Source organism: Agrobacterium vitis (assembly GCF_014926405.1).
Taxonomy (GTDB): Bacteria; Pseudomonadota; Alphaproteobacteria; order Rhizobiales; family Rhizobiaceae; genus Allorhizobium; species Allorhizobium vitis_H.
On the sequence record NZ_JACXXJ020000005.1, the window covers coordinates 2173212 to 2190252 of the forward strand.

16 protein-coding genes are annotated in these 17041 nt (G+C 57.5%); 7 read left to right on the forward strand and 9 right to left on the reverse strand.

Annotated elements, in window-relative coordinates; all coding sequences use genetic code 11:
- Window positions 1-42: 42 nt before the first annotated feature.
- Window positions 43-774, forward strand: coding sequence for a Crp/Fnr family transcriptional regulator (locus IEI95_RS21420; RefSeq protein WP_156533878.1), 732 nt, complete (start codon window positions 43-45; stop codon window positions 772-774).
- A 101-nt stretch (window positions 775-875) separates the two neighbouring features.
- Here the strand turns inward: IEI95_RS21420 and trhA are convergent, their stop codons facing one another.
- Window positions 876-1526 (reverse strand): PAQR family membrane homeostasis protein TrhA, encoded by a 651-nt coding sequence (gene trhA, locus IEI95_RS21425; RefSeq protein WP_156533879.1) that lies wholly within the window; start codon window positions 1524-1526, stop codon window positions 876-878.
- 370 nt (window positions 1527-1896) lie between these two features.
- On the opposite strand from trhA, the gene IEI95_RS21430 reads away from it, so the two are divergent.
- Window positions 1897-2274 carry an MAPEG family protein gene (locus tag IEI95_RS21430; protein WP_015915328.1) on the forward strand — a complete coding sequence of 126 codons (378 nt, stop codon included), beginning with the start codon at window positions 1897-1899 and terminating at the stop codon, window positions 2272-2274.
- Window positions 2275-2301: 27 nt separating this feature from the next.
- Here the strand turns inward: IEI95_RS21430 and IEI95_RS21435 are convergent, their stop codons facing one another.
- Together IEI95_RS21435 and IEI95_RS21440 are read right to left on the reverse strand one after the other, a co-directional pair.
- Window positions 2302-2619 carry a TraR/DksA family transcriptional regulator gene (locus tag IEI95_RS21435; protein ID WP_015915327.1) on the reverse strand — a complete coding sequence of 106 codons (318 nt, stop codon included), beginning with the start codon at window positions 2617-2619 and terminating at the stop codon, window positions 2302-2304.
- 40 nt (window positions 2620-2659) lie between these two features.
- Entirely contained in the window at window positions 2660-3070 is a 411-nt protein-coding gene (locus tag IEI95_RS21440) for a universal stress protein (protein ID WP_156533881.1), read from the reverse strand.
- Here IEI95_RS21440 and IEI95_RS21445 point away from each other — a divergent pair.
- The gene (locus IEI95_RS21445) at window positions 3069-3260 is read left to right on the forward strand and encodes a hypothetical protein (RefSeq protein ID WP_194416977.1); all 192 of its coding nucleotides are present in this window, start codon (window positions 3069-3071) and stop codon (window positions 3258-3260) included. The two genes, IEI95_RS21440 and IEI95_RS21445, sit on opposite strands and share 2 nt — an antisense overlap.
- 50 nt (window positions 3261-3310) lie before the next feature.
- A complete protein-coding gene (locus tag IEI95_RS21450; RefSeq protein ID WP_194416978.1) occupies window positions 3311-4195 on the forward strand; it encodes a VOC family protein in 885 nt (294 codons plus the stop codon).
- A gap of 3 nt (window positions 4196-4198) precedes the next feature.
- On the opposite strand, the gene IEI95_RS21455 is transcribed toward IEI95_RS21450, so the two are convergent.
- Window positions 4199-4978 carry a polysaccharide deacetylase family protein gene (locus tag IEI95_RS21455; protein ID WP_156556854.1) on the reverse strand — a complete coding sequence of 260 codons (780 nt, stop codon included), beginning with the start codon at window positions 4976-4978 and terminating at the stop codon, window positions 4199-4201.
- A 163-nt stretch (window positions 4979-5141) separates the two neighbouring features.
- Window positions 5142-6914 (reverse strand): FAD-dependent oxidoreductase, encoded by a 1773-nt coding sequence (locus IEI95_RS21460; RefSeq protein WP_194416979.1) that lies wholly within the window; start codon window positions 6912-6914, stop codon window positions 5142-5144.
- A gap of 663 nt (window positions 6915-7577) precedes the next feature.
- On the opposite strand from IEI95_RS21460, the gene IEI95_RS21465 reads away from it, so the two are divergent.
- On the forward strand, window positions 7578-8678 hold the full coding sequence (locus tag IEI95_RS21465) for an AI-2E family transporter (RefSeq protein WP_194416980.1): 1101 nt from the start codon (window positions 7578-7580) through the stop codon (window positions 8676-8678).
- Between the two features lie 45 nt (window positions 8679-8723).
- Here the strand turns inward: IEI95_RS21465 and IEI95_RS21470 are convergent, their stop codons facing one another.
- Window positions 8724-9113: a DUF930 domain-containing protein gene (locus IEI95_RS21470; RefSeq protein ID WP_015915321.1), complete on the reverse strand. Its 390-nt coding sequence runs from the start codon at window positions 9111-9113 to the stop codon at window positions 8724-8726.
- A gap of 220 nt (window positions 9114-9333) precedes the next feature.
- Between IEI95_RS21470 and IEI95_RS21475 the strand changes: the two genes are divergently transcribed.
- Window positions 9334-11481 carry a S9 family peptidase gene (locus IEI95_RS21475; protein WP_194416981.1) on the forward strand — a complete coding sequence of 716 codons (2148 nt, stop codon included), beginning with the start codon at window positions 9334-9336 and terminating at the stop codon, window positions 11479-11481.
- Window positions 11482-11558: 77 nt separating this feature from the next.
- Here the strand turns inward: IEI95_RS21475 and IEI95_RS21480 are convergent, their stop codons facing one another.
- Window positions 11559-12131, reverse strand: a complete 573-nt coding sequence (locus tag IEI95_RS21480; RefSeq protein ID WP_194416982.1) for a suppressor of fused domain protein — start codon at window positions 12129-12131, stop codon at window positions 11559-11561.
- Window positions 12132-12441: 310 nt separating this feature from the next.
- On the reverse strand, window positions 12442-14667 hold the full coding sequence (locus tag IEI95_RS21485) for a multicopper oxidase family protein (RefSeq protein WP_194416983.1): 2226 nt from the start codon (window positions 14665-14667) through the stop codon (window positions 12442-12444).
- A gap of 298 nt (window positions 14668-14965) precedes the next feature.
- On the opposite strand from IEI95_RS21485, the gene IEI95_RS21490 reads away from it, so the two are divergent.
- Complete coding sequence (locus IEI95_RS21490; RefSeq protein WP_194416984.1) at window positions 14966-15847, forward strand: branched-chain amino acid aminotransferase; 882 nt, start codon at window positions 14966-14968, stop codon at window positions 15845-15847.
- Window positions 15848-15865: 18 nt separating this feature from the next.
- Here IEI95_RS21490 and IEI95_RS21495 read toward each other — a convergent pair whose 3' ends face one another.
- A complete protein-coding gene (locus IEI95_RS21495) occupies window positions 15866-16789 on the reverse strand; it encodes a GGDEF domain-containing protein (protein ID WP_194416985.1) in 924 nt (307 codons plus the stop codon).
- Window positions 16790-17041 lie beyond the last annotated feature (252 nt).

Below are 17041 nucleotides of genomic sequence, written 5' to 3' on the forward strand. Positions count from 1 at the left end.
TAAAAATCAGTTCTAATTTTCCTCCTTGCAAGAATGTAACACATGAGCCTTTCTTCGCCCGCTAGCCGACCGCCACTCCAGATCAGAGCAACGCCTGTATGGTCGCCGCAGCGAGATGAGAACGCGGAACATATCGTCCTAAGCCCAGATGAACAGTACGAACTTGGGCGACTGGGAGAAATCATAGAGTATCGCACGGCGAAATTAGAGATATTGTCGCAAAGTGAACCCGCAGATTTCCTCTATTTGCTTATCGAGGGAGTCGTTCAGGCCTGTCACTCGCTGAAGGATGGTCAACGGCAGATCGTGGCGTTTTACTGGCCAGGCGATATCTTTGGTCTGGCGGAAAAGGGACTGTACGTTAACTCCTCAGAGGCGGTAACACCCTGCTCCGTATACCGCTTTCCGTTCCGTAAGCTCGAGAAATTCCTTCTGGAACATCCGAGGATTCAGCAGGGTTTCTTCGTCAAGGCGGTCCACGAAATTCGGACCGCACAACGACACACCATCACAATCGGACAATTAGAGCTGCCACAGCGCTTAGCTGCGTTTCTAGTAGATTGTTCGGATCATGATCGCTATTTTGACCGTGAAAACTCGACCTTATCGCTTCCGATGTTGCGCTACGATATTGCGGACTATCTTGGGACCTCGGTAGAAGCAGTGTCACGTACGTTTGCGCTGCTGGAAAAAAACGGCCTCGTCAAGCGAAAGGGGCCAAGGAAGCTCGAGATAAGCATGAAAAAACTGATCGACTTTTCAGGTATCGGCTGAGGGACTGGCGCATTACCGAAGCGCTACGAAAGTCGCTGATCTCCGAGAGGCCAACATGATATCGCCAACTCTGACTTTCTCGGCTATACAACCGCGCCGCTTCAAGACCCGATGGCGGTAACCACGGCGGAATAATGCACGGCAGCCGCAGCCACCACGAAACCGTGCCAGATGGCATTTTGAAACCGCAGCCGCTCCCAGACGTGAAAGATCACCCCTGCGGAATAAAGAATGCCGCCGATGAAGATCAGCACCATGGTGACAGGTGGCAGCCGTTCGGAAATCGGCTCCAGCGCCAGCACACCGCTCCAGCCCATGGCCAGATACAGCAGGATGGCCAATCGGTCGTAGCGGCCAGGATAGCGGCATTTCAGGAAGATGCCTGTTATCGCCGTCAACCAGATGCCGATCAACAGACAGAGAATGGCCGGTTCATCGGCGCCGCGTTCCAGAAAGGGTGTATAGGTAGCAGCGATCAGCACGAAAATCGCCGAATGATCCAGCCGTCGTAAATAGCTTTTGAAGGTCGAGCGCGGCCACATATTGTAAGTGAAGGAACAGCCAAGCGCCAGCACCAAGCCAAGACCATAGATCCAGCTGGCGGCAATCTCGCCAAAGCTGGTAAACACCGTGGCATAGAAGATCAGTGCGGTTACGCCGACCAACGCAAACACCACGCCGACACCATGCACAATGCCATCGGCCAGCAATTCGTGAAAATCATAGTGTCGCCCGAAGCGGAACTCTTCCATCGTGATGATCAACCCAAGAAATTAAAATATCTGCCGACAGCATAATCGAGAATGATTGCCAGATAATGTCGCCTGTCTCATCGTCTTCATATAAGCCTGATCAGCCTGACGATCCGGTCAATTTTATGTCTATGACGGCCACACACCGCAACCTGGAGTGATCATGATGCGTCAACTCTATCGTGTTGGCAAGACCGCCAATTGCCGCTCTTCGATCGACCATTGCAGTTTCAAGGCCTGGACTATCTGCGCCGAACATCCACGCCGGAGCGGTCATCAACCGGGCTTAAACCGTTTGCGGATAAAGCTGTCGGACCGTTCCCGGCTTCGTCCGTGAAACTGCCGTCCTCCCACCTGACAGGAAGCATCCATGCGCTTTACAGTCCTTGCCACGTTCATGGCGCTGATCGCCTATAACTGGTTCTTCATCAAGGTCGCCCGGGCGCGCCAGCAATTTGGGGTCAAGGCACCGAAGATGACAGGCGATGAGAATTTCGAGCGGATTTACCGGGTTCAACAGAACACCGCCGAGCAATTGGTGTTCTTCCTGCCATCGCTCTGGCTCTTCGGCTTTTACCTGTCTGACCAGTTGGCCGGGTTACTAGGCCTGTGCTGGACAGGCGCACGGGTGCTCTATGCCGCTGAATATTATGCGGATGCCAAAAAGCGCGGTCCCGGCGCGCTGATTTCCTGGGTCATTGCCTTTCTGCTGCTGATGGGCGGCACGGTGGCGGCACTGCTGCAATAGCCGGGCCGCGCCTGTCTGCACGTCTGTTCAGGCCGGGGCGCAATCCTGGCAAAACGGCGTGGCGGGCAAAAGGGCGAGCCGCTCGGGTGCAATTGCCGCATCGCAGGTCACGCAGCGTCCGTAGGAACCGGCCTCCATGCGGGCCAATGCCGCCTCGATGCCGCGCAGCTCGTTTTCGCCCGCCTGCCCCAGGCTTTCCAACACTTCGTCATTTTCCGATTCGATAGCGCGCTCGGCGCTTTCGGCGCTGCGCTGCTCCGAAAGGTCACCGGAAATTTTTCCTAACCGGCTGGAGAGTTCCAGCCGCCGTCCGAGCAGCGTCTGCCTATATCCATCCATGTCCATGATTTATCTCCTCAAAATGTGAAACGCCTCCCGGATACGATTACCGGTCGACAAGTACCGCGCATCGGGCGTGGCGCACGACGCGGTCGGCAGTCGCCCCGATCAGGTAGTTGGAAAAATCCGGGATATGCGAAGCGATAATGATCAAGTCGGCCTTTTGCTCCACTGCTACCGCCAGAATCTCATGGGCGGGCGAGCCGACCCGCAATTGCGTTGTCACGCCAGGCCCAACCGAAGCGGCCAGCGCGGCGAGTTTGGTGCGCCCTTCCTCCACCGCCCCATCGATGATGTCATGCGGAATATCGATGGCGAGATAGGACGGCAGATGCTCGACCACGGTCAGCAGCACGATCTCGCCACCAGCATCCAGCAGGCTCTGCGCCTTTCGCAGGATCTTGTCGCCCTTTTCCCATTGCGCGATGTCCACGGGAACGACGATCTTTCTGTACATGGCCCTCTCCTCTCGGCTGCTGAACGACTTTGCCGACAACAACCTGCGCGCGCCAATCTCCGCCCGCATTGATCCCGATCAAGCCTGGAAATCGCCAGGATTGAACGATGACAAAGACACTGTTCAGCATTATCGAACGATCTTTCGCGTATATGCGCTCTACATGAAACGACCGGCAGGCTGTATCTAGGAAGCAAGACGTTCCAAGCGCCCTCGCGCCAACCTATCGGACCTGCCGTCATGGATGCCCATCATTCCCCAAGCTTTGCCCTGACCCGCCCGATCCATATCGGACGGGCGCATCTGGTGGTTGGCGATCTGGCCATGGTCTCCAGCTTCTACCGGCATATCATTGGCCTCGCCGTGCTGGAAAGCACAGCCAGCGGCATGGTGTTGGGGGTGGGCACGACGCCGCTGCTGACGCTGACCACGAGGAGCGATGCGGCCATGGCGCCACCCACGGCAGCCGGGCTGTTCCACACCGCTTTTCTTTTGCCGAGCCGCAAGGCACTGGCGCAATGGCTGCGCCATGCCGCCCATTCCGGCGTTCAGTTGGACGGCGCTTCGGATCATCTGGTCAGTGAGGCGATCTACCTGTCCGACCCGGAAGGCAATGGCATCGAGATCTACCGCGATCGCGACCCGCAGGAATGGACCTATCAATCCGATGGCATGATCAGCATGGCCACCCTGCCCCTCAGCCTGCAAGCGCTTTACGACAGCGCCACGGATGAGGCATGGACCGGCCTGCCCGAGGGCTCAAGCATTGGCCATATGCATTTGCAGGTCGGCAATGTGCCGGAAGCAGACCGGTTTTATGAGGGTGTGCTGGGTTTGAAGAAAATGGCCTCCTATCCCGGCGCCAGCTTCTTTGGCTCCGGCCAGTACCACCACCATGTCGCCGCCAATATCTGGAACAGCCGGGGTGCTGGCCCTCGCCTCGCGGCAATGACCGGGCTTGCCGATTATTCTTTGACGTTTAACGACAAGGACGCGCTGCAAAAGGCACTGGCGACGCTGGAGGCGATGGAGATTCCGGTGACCCTGGGCGCGGAAGGCCACCGACTGACCGATCCCTGGGGAATTGGTCTGACTTTGAATTCGGTGCCGCCCATATCTGGATAAATGTCAGTTGACCGGCGGGCCTTTGACCGCCTCAACCGGACCCGCCTCGCTCAGATGCACAAACACCACGCCCCTTGCCTTCAGGGCCTTTAAACCGGCCACCACGCCTTCACCAGCGGCGTGGGTGGGCTGGTTGATATGGGCGATCAGCACGTCACCGTTTTTGGCGCGGGCAAATTGCTGCTCGGTCTGTTTGGCACCCAGCAGTGAGCCGGAATCGCCATTGATGGAAAAGCCGCCAATCTGATAGCCCATCGCCTTGATCTCGGCGATAGCGGAGGGGGAATACTTGGCCGTAGCATCCCGGTACCAGCGTGGCGGAGAAAATCCCGCGGCCCGCATGGCGTCCGCGCCGCCGGTCACTTCCCTGGCAACGGCTTCCGGCGATCCGGCGGCAGCGATGCCATAGACGGTGGTCGGATAATCCACCGCCGGGATGTGGTTTTCTCCGTGGTTTTCCACTTCGAACAGGTCCGGCCTGGACTTCAGCACGGCAACGGCCTGCGGATTGGAGCGGATCCAGCGACCGGTGACGAAAATCGTCGCCTTGATATTGTCATCCAACAGGGTGGAGAGAATACGCATATCGGTCTTGCCCATGCAGGCATCCAGCGTCACCGCCACCTGCACCAACCCTTTCGGGGCGGCATGAATATGCAGTTTCGGCTCGATCAAACCATCCGCAGCGGCAAAAGCAGGCTGTGCTGCCCCATTGAGCAGCATCGACCCCAGTAGCAGTGATGATAGGTAAATACCGATCCGGCGGACATCCAAAACAACCATGACACTCTTCTCGCGCCTGCCAGCCAGATGGCCGTGATACCAAGGCCCTCATACCAAGGTCTGGGATGCTGCATCCTGCCTTGAAGAAAGCGTTTCGGGAAAAACGCTTCTATCGTGCTGCCGTCAAGAGAATTTTATCGATGGAGCGGCTCGCTGGCCTTCCTCACGACCTCTGAAGGTTGAAAGCCAGCGCCTGGCTGTTGGGATCGCGCGGCAGAACCGAGGGCTTGGCGCCCGGTGGGACGTAGAGGCTGGAAATCAGCTCATCATAGGACACGTCCTGAATATCGGCCCGGCTGACAGCGACGAGCGCGGCAGCGGCACCTGCCGACTGTCCTGTTTGCATCAGGCTCATTTCCATGCGGATCGCCCCGAAGGCCTCATGGGTAGCGCTGAGCGCGAAGATCGACATCAGATTGGTGCATTCCGCCCGGCGCGGCACAATGGCCGACAGCGGAATGGTGAAGATCCGGTCAGCGCCGCCAGCTTCAGCCTCGAAATTGCCCTCGTTCCAGACACTGAGCGTCGGCGTACCCAGCATGTTGACCGTGGTACGGACGATGCGCTGGGTATGGTGGCTATCACGCTTGTAGGAACCAGTGGAAATCGTGTTGTTGTCGCGCAATTCTTGGTCGTCGGCGGCGGTGACGTCATGGCCGGTCATCTGATGGTCGGACACCATGCGCCGGGCTTCCCGCACATAGAGCTGATAGGGCCAATGCGCCTCGTCGTTTTCGTGCGGGTCCTGATAATGTTCGCCGTCCAGTCCATAATCAAGGAACACATCGCGCAGATGGCCCGGCATACGAGCGTCCTTGTGGTGTTGGAGCGCGTAGAACAGGCCCCGTGTCCAGCGCTCATGGGCCTTCCAGATCTTTTCACGCATGCCGTAATCGGCCTGCGGATAGCCCCAGGAGCCGCCGATATAATCGGTGGAGACCGCACCGCGATTGTTGATGTCGAAAATGCCGTTGCCAAGATCGTTATGCAGAAGAAACTGCATCTTGACGGCGTTTTCCGCGTCCGCGAGCTGGCCGCGCTCACCCAGCGCCTTGATCCAGCGAAACAGCAATTCGTAGCGGGTCGGATCAAAGCCCGGCGGCGGTGTCGAGGGCAGATCCACCCTGCGGGCCGGATCGCGCGTCATGGTCATGCGGAAATTATAGGCCTGCACAGCCCGGTCGCCCGCGCCAACTTCCGGAGAAGGATAATTGCGGATGCCCGGCAAAAGACCGCTGGCGGCCACGCCCTCGGTGACGAAAGGATCGACGCCAACCTGACCGATCACCCGCTCGAAACGGCGATGCAGCTGGAAATTATGATTATCGCCCCAGGAATCCGTCCGGGTGCCGCGAAAGCCGTTCAGCACATTGTCGCCATCCTGCGGCTCGCGGCCAATGGTCCAGGAAACACCTGAGGCGGCCATCAAGTCGCCTTCATAGCTGGCGTCGATGAACACACGGCCATTGAACACCTGGCGGTCAACCGTTTCCATCGCATCGATCCGGGGTCCGGTCTTGGCGACCCGCAGCACACCACGGCTTTGAAACACCGGAATATCATATTCGCGCAGCAGTTTTTCAAACACGGTCTGGGCAAAGCGGGGCTCGAAGGCGAACCGGTCGTCGGCCACCTGGGCCTCTTGATTGATCCTGGAAATCACATGGCGCGCCAGACCGCCGAAGGCGCTGCCGGCCTCGACATCGGTGCCGCCAAGCCCGCCCGACATCATCCCACCGGGATGACGTTCACGCCAGCCGCCAACAATTGCCACGGTTCTTCCCATGACTTTTGCCTGTATGGCAGCGGTAATCCCGCCACTGGTCATTCCATAGACAATAACATCATAGGTCGCTTGCTGTGCAAAACTTGGTCTCAACGCGAAAAGACTAGCCGCTCCAGCAACAAACACTCGACGACCCATAATGAAACGCATAGTCATCCGCCTTGTACATATTATTTACTCTATCAATGTATTGGAAACCGCGCCAAAAAACACATATTTTCAGTTGCATTTTTTGTTTTTCCAACCCTAATACAAATCTTGGTTTTTACACTTTTCAGACACTTTTATTGGGTGCATCTCTATTTTTTTGGAGCAGTTACCTGCCAGTGTCAGGGTTTTTTTGTTTCGGATAGTTACAAAAACCTCCATATCTCCATGGATGCAGACTCAAAATGCCGATTTTTCGTAGACCCCTGTAATAATAGTGGATTTTACGAAAGGAGGCTGACGCTCACGGCTGCAACCCGTGATTTAGCGCGTATATCGTGCAGAGACCCGACCCGTTCCGATCATCTGCCCCAAATTGATACAACCCTTGAATCCCGCAATTCGCACCAAAGTGGCGCAAGCAAGGCAAAATCTGGGCGGAACCACTGCCCGTTCTGCGCGTTAATTCGGGATTGCTTGTCAAAATGAGTTTTGACAGCGCTCTCGGATAGAGCATCCGACAGCTGCGCCAAATGACGACATGGCCCTCATCCTGATGGCAATCCGAAGAGATTATGTAGTAAATATAACGTGTTGCAGCTTTACACCCTCCTGGTGCCGATATGGCTGCACACAACACTGGTACCGACAGGGGCGTTAGCGGACATGATGGATGACACGGTGAAGCGGCGAATTTTACAGCCGGCAGAAACCCGGCTGGGCCGGCACCGCAAGACGGCGCTGGAACTGGCGCAGGCCTGGGCGGTGATTGGGCTCTTCATGATTGTGGCAATTGCCGCGCTGCACTACGCAGGCACCATCCTGATGCCCCTGACGCTTGCGGTTGTGGTCGGCCTTATCCTGGGCTTGGCCGCAGACCGGCTGGAGGCACTGGGTGTGCCGCCGATGATGAGTGCCGTACTGCTCACCACGGCGCTTTTCACGCTGGTGACGATCATTGCCAACACACTGGCAGGACCGCTGATGGAACTGGCGCAGGACATCCCCAGCATTGGCCAGACCATGATGGATCGGTTTACACCCTATTTTCAACGCTTTCACTGGCTGCATCTGGACAGGCTTGCCAGCGGCAACGGCCCTATCAACCTCGACAAGATGCTGGAAAATGGCGGTGGCATTCTCTCGACAGTGGCAAGCCAGGTGACGCCCGCCATCGTCCAGACATTGATTTTCTTTGCCGCATTGGTGCTATTTCTGGCCGGGAGGGTGTCGATCCGCAAAACTCTGATCGTCTCTTTCCGCGACCGCGCTCGCCGGCTCTCGGCCATCCGCAGCATCAATGCGATTGAAACGGCGCTGGGCTTCTACTTTGCCACCGCTTCGGTAATCTACGCGGGTGTCGGCTGCTGCGCGCTGCTGATTGCCTGGGTTGGCGGGCTGACGCTGCCGGTACTCTGGGGCTTTTTCGCCTTTCTCTCCAGCTTCGTGCCTTTTCTCGGCGTAACCGCCATGACCTTTGCGCTGGCCGTGGCCGGAATGCTGACCCATAGCAGCCTTCTGTTTGGCCTGCTTCCCGCCATTGCTTTCTTCACTGTCCATGCGCTGGTCGAAAATCTGGTGACGCCAGCCGTGATGGGGCGACGCATGGAGATCAACGCCTTTGGCGTGTTCGTCGCCATTATCTTCTGGACCTGGGTCTGGGGGGCAGCGGGCGCCATGCTGGCCGTGCCTCTGGCGCTGATCGGCAAGGCGATCTTCACCGAACTGGCGCCCCATGCGGCACCGAAGCCAAAACTGCCAGGGTGACAGGGCAAAAAGGGTGACAGGCGTCACCCCACGGCTTGTTGCTCGTCAATTATACAAGTAATATTTGCTCCAGCTTTCCTTGGGCACCTCGGCGCCGACCTGATAGCTGAAATTCTTCACGTCCAGGCGCTGGTTGCCGGTCTCGCACTGGTATTTCAGCCGATACCAGTGGCCCTTGCTGCGAAACACCGCGCCCGGCGCCTTCAGCCGGTTGCCATCGGCCTTGGTCTGGGCGAACGTATAGGCGATCACCTTGTCGGGCGAATAAGTTTTGCTATCCTTGCCAATCCGGCTCATCGCCTCCATGTCGCAGCGCTGTTCCAGCCGCTCGGCCGGCGACAGCGACTTGAGCTGGCGGGTGGCTGCGGCGTCAAGCGCAAAGGCCGATTGCGCAAAAACCATCGCCAAACCACCCCCTAAAATCATCAATCGCATATAGAATTTCCTAACAGATACCGATTCGGCGGAATGTATTGCCTGACTTCTGGCGAAGCCAGCACTCAAAACGTGCATCCCGCATTTGTGATCGGCTTCCTCTGTCGCTGGCACCGGCCATGGCCGGGACCACCGATTTCTGCTTGATCGGTGGTGGGCGGACGCCTATCTCTCATGCAACACATCCTACGTAACACAGGCCTTATACCAAACCCCGCCTATGCCAAAAAAAGCGAGATTGCTCTTGTCTTCATCCTCAAAGCCCCTGTTTGCCAACCTGCCCGCCGCCCCCACGGTCCAGAAGAAACCGCTGAGCGACACCCGCCACGGCATCACCCGCATTGACGACTACGCGTGGCTGCGGGCCGATAACTGGCAGCAGATGTTCAAGGATACCTCGATCCTTGATCTGGAGATCCGCGCAGTTCTGGAGGCCGAAAACATCTATATGGACGCGGCCATGGCCGATACCAAGCCACTGCAACAGCAGCTGTTTGCCGAGATGAAAGGCCGGATCAAGGAGGATGACAGCTCCATCCCGATGAAGGATGGCCCTTATGCTTACGGTTCGGCTTTCGTGACCGGTGGCGAGCAGCCGCGCTATTTCCGCATTCCACGCGACGGCGACCCGAAGGACGAGAGCCTGCGCGAATTGCTGCTGGATGGCGACAAGGAAGCGGCGGGCAAGGATTATTTCCGCCTGTCCGGCATCGACCATAGCAATGATCACACCCGTGGCATCTGGGGCTATGACGACAAGGGGTCGGAATATTACACGCTGCGCATCCGCGATCTCAAAACCGGCGAAGACCTCGCCGACGTGCTGGACAATACCGCAGGCGGCGGCGTCTGGGCACCCGATGGCAAGAGCTTTTTCTATACGCTTCAGGATGAAAACCACCGTCCGTCCAAAGTCTTCCACCATATTATCGGCGAGCCGCAATCCTCCGACCGGCTGGTCTATGAGGAAAAGGACCCCGGCTTCTTCATGGGGGTCGGCGGGTCGCTGCTCGACGACTTTATCTATATCGACATCCACGATCACGAGACCTCCGAATACCGGCTGCTCTCCACCAAAGATCTGACGGCAGAACCTAAGCTGGTGGCTGAGCGCGAGGAAGGCGTCGAATATTCGATGACCGAGGGCGGCGATGTGTTCTACATCCTGACCAATGCCGACGGTGCCAAGGATTTCAAGATCATGGAAGCGCCGGTTGGTGCGCCGGGCAAGGACAACTGGAAAGACCTCGTTCCTCATGTGCCGGGCCGTCTTATCCTGTCGCATATGGCCTTTGCCGGACATCTGCTGTGGCTGGAACGCCGCGATGGCCTGCCGCGCATCATGATTCGCGACCGCAAGACCGGTGAAGAACATGCTATCGACTTTGCCGAGGAAGCCTATTCGCTTGGCCTGTCAGGCGCTGCCGAATATGATGCCACGGTCATCCGTTTCTCCTATTCGTCGATGACGACGCCCAGCCAGCTCTACGATTACGATATGGTGAGCCGTGAGCGGGTACTGCTGAAAACCCAGGAAGTCCCCTCGGGCCATAAGGCCGAGGATTATGTGACCCGCCGGGTGTTCGCCAAGGGCCATGATGGCGTCGATGTGCCGGTTACGCTGCTCTATCGCAAGGACACGGCGCTGGATGGTTCCGCCCCCTGCCTGCTTTACGGCTACGGCGCTTACGGCGTGACCATTCCGGCTGGTTTCAACACCAATTGCCTGTCACTGGCCGACCGAGGCTTCGTCTATGCCATCGCCCATATTCGCGGCGGCAAGGATAAGGGCTTCCAATGGTATGAAGACGGCAAAATGGAGAATAAGGTCAATACCTTCAAGGACTTCATTTCCGCCGCCGATCATCTGGTAAAAGAGGGCTTCACCGCCTATGACAAGATCATCGCCGAAGGCGGCTCGGCGGGCGGCATGCTGATGGGCGCCGTCGCCAATATGGCACCGGAAAAATTCGCCGGCATCATCGCCGCCGTGCCCTTTGTCGACGTGCTCAACACCATGCTGGATGACACCCTGCCGCTGACCCCGCCGGAATGGCCGGAATGGGGCAACCCGATCGAGTCAGAAGAAGAATACCGCTGGATCGCCGCCTATAGCCCCTATGACAACGTAGGTAAAAAATCCTATCCACCCATTCTGGCTCTCTCCGGCCTGACCGACCCCCGCGTCACCTATTGGGAACCGACCAAATGGGTGGCCAAGCTGCGCGAAAACGCACCCGAGGCCGGGCCGTTCCTGCTGAAGACCAACATGTCAGCAGGCCATGGCGGCAAATCCGGGCGTTTCCAGCGGCTGGAAGAGGTAGCGTTTGAATATGCCTTCGCGGTGAAGGTGGCGGGGAAAATGTGAGGACAGCTTCCCGGCTGTTATTTCAAGTATGGATTATCTCGACCATGTCCGCTTTGGCTTTCAAGGCGGACATGGTTCTACGCGATGAAAACTTCTTCTGAGCGTTTCAGGTCCCAAATATCGGGATCTTGTTTTTCCAGCAGGTCCTCGTAACAGCTCCACCCTTGCTGTCTAATCAGGTCACTTTCCCGCTCGGTGATAGGGATCAAAAGTACAAATAGAACCGGTGGCGCAAAACAGGAAAGCTCAGAAAAACCCGTCTCGAACGACGTGGGATTTGTGGCATAGACCGCTGTTACTGTCCCCCCTTGAACGAGAGGACGGCGAAAATTGATGACCTCACCTCGGAGAACGGCTCTCTTTCTCTCCAGGATATAATCAGTGCAATTCAGCAAAATATTTGCGATGTCTCCCGCAGAACTGTTCTCATGGACGGACATTACCAGTTCCTGCCGTATGCTTCGATCCTTGGGCAGGGCCAAAGCAAATTCGCTCATGCCGAGCGTCGAATACGTCGTGATCTGATCTATTGGCTGATTTTTGAAACTGACGACTTTGAGTCCATGAGGTGTAGTCTCGTCGGACCAACCAGCATCAATTGCGCCGAGATAGCGTTCGAGATGATCCGGAACCGATCTGCTTTCGACCAATCATTGCTCCTATGACATAACTGAACATGCACGATACTACTAGGTTAGTGAAGAGTGGACCGAAATTCCATCTCCTCTTTCTGTTTTCCTTCTGGCGCTCCATGCTGGAAAATCTCATGGCTATGCCCAGCTTTCACCACGACCACCATCAATTCCCTGAGGTCGGGATAGTCACCCGGCTGATGATGACTCGGCTGAAGACGAAGGAGCGATTTACGGCTCGTACCCTCTACTGAAATGAAACAATTCCGCCATCCCGAAGGACGGCGGAAACAGTTTGTCGCATCAATTCCGGTTACCAAGCGGAGGTCTACTTACTCTCTGGTGAACTTCCGTGATGATGGGCGTTTGCCAATCCGCCCGCACCATCCGGCAAGCCGATGGAGACATTTTGCATCATGCCCTGGTCCTCATGGTCGAGGATGTGGCAATGCAGGACGAATTCGCCGATATAGCGTTCATAGCGGGTGCGGATGAAGATGCGGTAGACGCCTTGCGGCTTGGCTGCATCGGGGGTATCGGGGGCATCGGGAATCGACTTGCGGCTGAGATCGCCGTTCAGCCAGGCGGCATCGACTGCTGTCAGCGGATTGTTGACATTGCTTTTGATCCAGAGCGTATCCTTCCACACACCTTTCAGGCCAGCATATTGGGAATCCAATCCGTCCAGTTCCTTGGCGTCCAGCCCGCTGACATCCTTGCCGTCGGGGCGAAGAATGCGGACGATCTGGAAGGGATTGACGTGGATATGAAAGGGATGACTGACTAAATAGGAGCGTAACTCCCATTCCTGCGCTGTCCCCAACACCAGTTTGCGATCAACCACATTAGGATCGTAAGCCTTGGCGCCGTCTGGCACATAGACGCCGACATCGTTTTGCACGACATTGAAATTCCTACCGACCTGGAAGCCATTTGGCCCATTACCGCCCGGACCGAGATTGATGAAGAACACCAGATCCTGCTTTGGCTGGCCGGCAACTTCTTCGTCGGTAACTGTCGGATGGGGAATGAATTTCGTCAGCTTCAGCCCATCGTTCAGATCAGCGACCACCGTATTGGCGACGTCAGGTGTGTAGAAGGCATTGGCGTTGGCGATCAGCTGGCGTTTAATGTCAGCAATCGGATCACCCGCTGCGGGCGCGCCCTTGCCCCCTTTGACCCGGACGAAGCCGAGAACTGAGCGGGCCTGCTGCGTGCGCGTGACGGAATTGGCAGCGTCGGTTGGCGGGTTGACGATGCAGTAAAGACCGTCTTCCGGGAAATTCACCAGCAGGTCGTTGCGATAGCCGGGTTGCAGGGTAATATCATTGCGCACCTGGCCCTGCTCCATGGTCAGCCCGTCGGAAGCCGCCACGACGTAAGGCACCGGCTGGCCAGTGCACAGGTCAGTGGCGAACCGGTCTTCCCCATCCGCATCGGTGCTGCGTTCGCGCTTGAAGAAATCCGTGGCGTTCATTTTGCGGAACTGGACCTGGATGGTGTTGCGCACGCCCGCATGCACCAGACGCCAGCGCTCGGTCTTGCCCGTTTCAGCATTGGCAAACACCGGCCGCACCCGGCCATTGACCGTCGTGAACCGGCCGGAATCATCCCAGCTTGAGGGCGTGAACTGTTCGTAGGAAATCACCTCGCCCACTTCGCCCTTCTCGCAGGTCCAGTCGATGACATAGCTTCCCTTCGTCGGGTCGTTGGGATCGGGGACAAATGTCTGCTTCAGCTTGCCATCCTTTGTCAGGCAGGCATAGGGGATCTGCTCGAACACCAGCAGCCGTTCCGGAAATGGTTTGACCAAGGTGTCGAGGTCGCCATTGGTCTTGTCTGTTGGTGGGCGGTCGCCGCGAATGATCAGTGCGCCCGCCATGCCGCTGCCGACCTGCAAGGCGGTGGAGCCATGGCGATGCGGGTGATACCAGAACGTGCCCGCCGGATGATCGGCTGGAATATTGTATTCATATTCAAACTTCATGCCCGGATTGATCGACAGCAGCACATTGTCGCTATTGCCGGTCGGGCTGACCCACAGGCCGTGGCTGTGAAGATTGGTGCCGTTGAAGCAATGGGGCACATCCACCGATGTATCGCTGGATGTGCAGGACGGGTCGGCCGGCAGCTGGTTGTCCAGCCTTACCCGAATGGTGTCGCCCGGCATCGCCTCGATGGTTGGAGCGACAAAGGGATGGTCGGGATCGACATTGGTGCCTTGGTAACTGCGCAAGCGCACGCGATCGAAAGGGTTATCCGGCGGCCCACCCGGCTTGCGGATCCTGCCTTCCGTATAGACGACCTTGAGGTCGAGCACCTGTTCGCGCCCGGCATGGGGCAGCGGCACCGTGGATGGTGGCACCCGGTAAAGCGTACCCTTCGGCGCAACAGGCGATTGCCCCAGCACCGGCGGATTGCCGAATGTCTCCTCGCCTGCGGCAGGGCTTGTAATGGGGCTGGCAACCGGAGCGGCTTCCTGCGCCTGGGCTGGGCCTATCGGGCTAATGAAGGCAGCGGCGACGAATAGGGAACGCCATCGAGCGCTTTGCATGAAATCTCCATAAGAAAAATTGAGGGAATCGGCTAAAAGGCCAGACTTTCCTTAAGTAGCAAAAAAATCAATTGCAACTTTTCAAACGAAACCCTGAAGCCGCCGCTAAAATCTGCTGCCGCCCATCGTCATCCCATTGAATTCATAGTGAAATTTATAGAATAACTCAGCCTGAACGAGACCCGGTTGACCGACCGGCCATTTTTGGGGGCAAGTGCTGCATGCCCTTTGCATTTTCTCCTTGACGTTGCGCAGTGCAGCGGTTCTTTTGCCGCAACACCCGATCTGGAGACTGAGAATGACCGTCGATACCACCCCGCGTACCCCCACCTGGACCTATGTCGATGGCGAATGGCTGTCGGGCAACCCGCCACTGATCGGGCCGACATCGCATGCCATGTGGCTGGGCTCGACGGTGTTTGACGGAGCGCGCTGGTTCGAGGGGCTTTCGCCTGACCTCGACCTGCATTGCCAGCGAATCAACCGTTCGGCTTTGGCCATGCATATGCAGCCGACCATGAGTGCCGAGGAAATCGAGCGGCTGGCGCGCGAAGGGGTTGCCAAGTTTGACGGCAAGACGGCGATCTATATCAAGCCGATGTATTGGGCTGAACATGGCGCGCCGGGCTCGGTCGTGGCACCCGATGCTGCCTCCACCCGCTTTGCGCTCTGCCTGTTCGAGGCGCCGATGCACACAGCCACGCCGCACACGCTGACCGTGTCTCCCTTCCGTCGCCCCTCGCCGGAATGCGCGATGACCGATGCCAAGGCCGGTAGCCTCTATCCCAATTCCGGCCGGATGATCCTGGAGGCCCGCGCCCGTGGTTTTGACAATGCGCTGGCGCTGGACATGAATGGCAATGTGGCGGAAACCGCCTCCTCCAATATCTTCATGGTCAAGGACGGCGTGGTGCTGACTCCGATCCCCAACCGCACCTTCCTGGCGGGTATCACCCGGTCGCGCGTCATCACCCTGCTGCGTCAGGCGGGCTTCGACGTGCAGGAAGTCACGCTCAGCGTCGCCGATTTCCTCGGTGCCGACGAAGTATTCACCAGCGGCAATTATTCAAAGATCGCCCCGGTCTCCAGGCTTGACGGCCGCGATTATCAGGAAGGCCCCGTGACCCGCAAGGCACTGGATCTCTATATGGATTGGGCGCGATCCGGCAGCGATATGTGAGCCACGGATAGAATTGCTTCAGCCGTTCTCCCCCTGGTCGAAGCGAACCAGACGGCCACGGCCCTGGCTCTTGGCTCGGTAAAGGGCAATATCGGCGGCGCGCGTCAATTGCGCCGTCTGTGTTCCATGGTCTGGAAACAGGCTATAACCAAGGCTGATGCCCAGGGATAAGGACTTGCCCTCGAAGACCACTGGCTGGTCGGCGCAGGCGATCAGCTGCTGCGCAAGCCTTTCGGCGTTGGCGTCCGGCGCATCGTCATCATTGCAAAGAAACAGAAATTCGTCGCCGCCGAGCCGGGCGGCGAAATCGTTGCGGCCGAGGACAGCTCGGAAGCGGCAGGCCATTTCCTGCAACACCGCATCGCCAGCCGCGTGGCCATGGGTATCGTTAATGACCTTGAACAGATCGAGATCGCCAATCAGCACCGCAAACCGACCTCTGCCCTCGCTCTTGATGGCCGTCAACCGATCAAGCTGAGCCTCGACGCTGGCGCGGTTGGCAAGGCCGGTGAGAATGTCGTGGCTGGCAAGATAGGCCAGCCGACGTGCCGCGACGATCTGCTCGGTAATATCCTGCTGCACCGAAAGGATCATCCGGTCTTCGATCATCCGGTCTTCCACCGCAATGATCCGGTCGCCGATTTCGAGCTGATCCCGGCATAGACCGCCATTATCGACAAGACGCGCAACCAGGGTTTGAAAATACCGGGCCGGATCGGTATTCCAATGGGCGAGCGCCCCGGACTGGACAAGATCGCTGAAGCCACCCGCCGGGGCCAGATGCGCGGCATAATCGTGCAATGTCCGAAACGGCTTGTTGGCAAACAACAGGCTCCCGTCCAAACGCATCAGGGCGACGGCCACCCCCATATTCTCCGTGGCAAGCGTCATCGCCTCATAGTCTCCGATGTCGACCCACGGCGTGATGGCATTTTCTTCCATTGATAACCCTCAAGAGCAGGCGCGCATGGTAACCTCCATTCCCTAACCTTTGGTTGTTTTAGCGTGTATGAATTCCAACAAACTCCCTCATGGCTTCCTTCTGCTTTTTTGGCCAGAAACAATTCCGCTCCTCATGCTTTTGCGCTAGAGTTTGCTGGGAAAAGTGGCAACCGGTTTTCCCGAAAAGACAAACGAAAACAAGAAAAGCGTGAGCCTGTCTGGTTCAATATGAACCTGACAGGCTCTAAGACA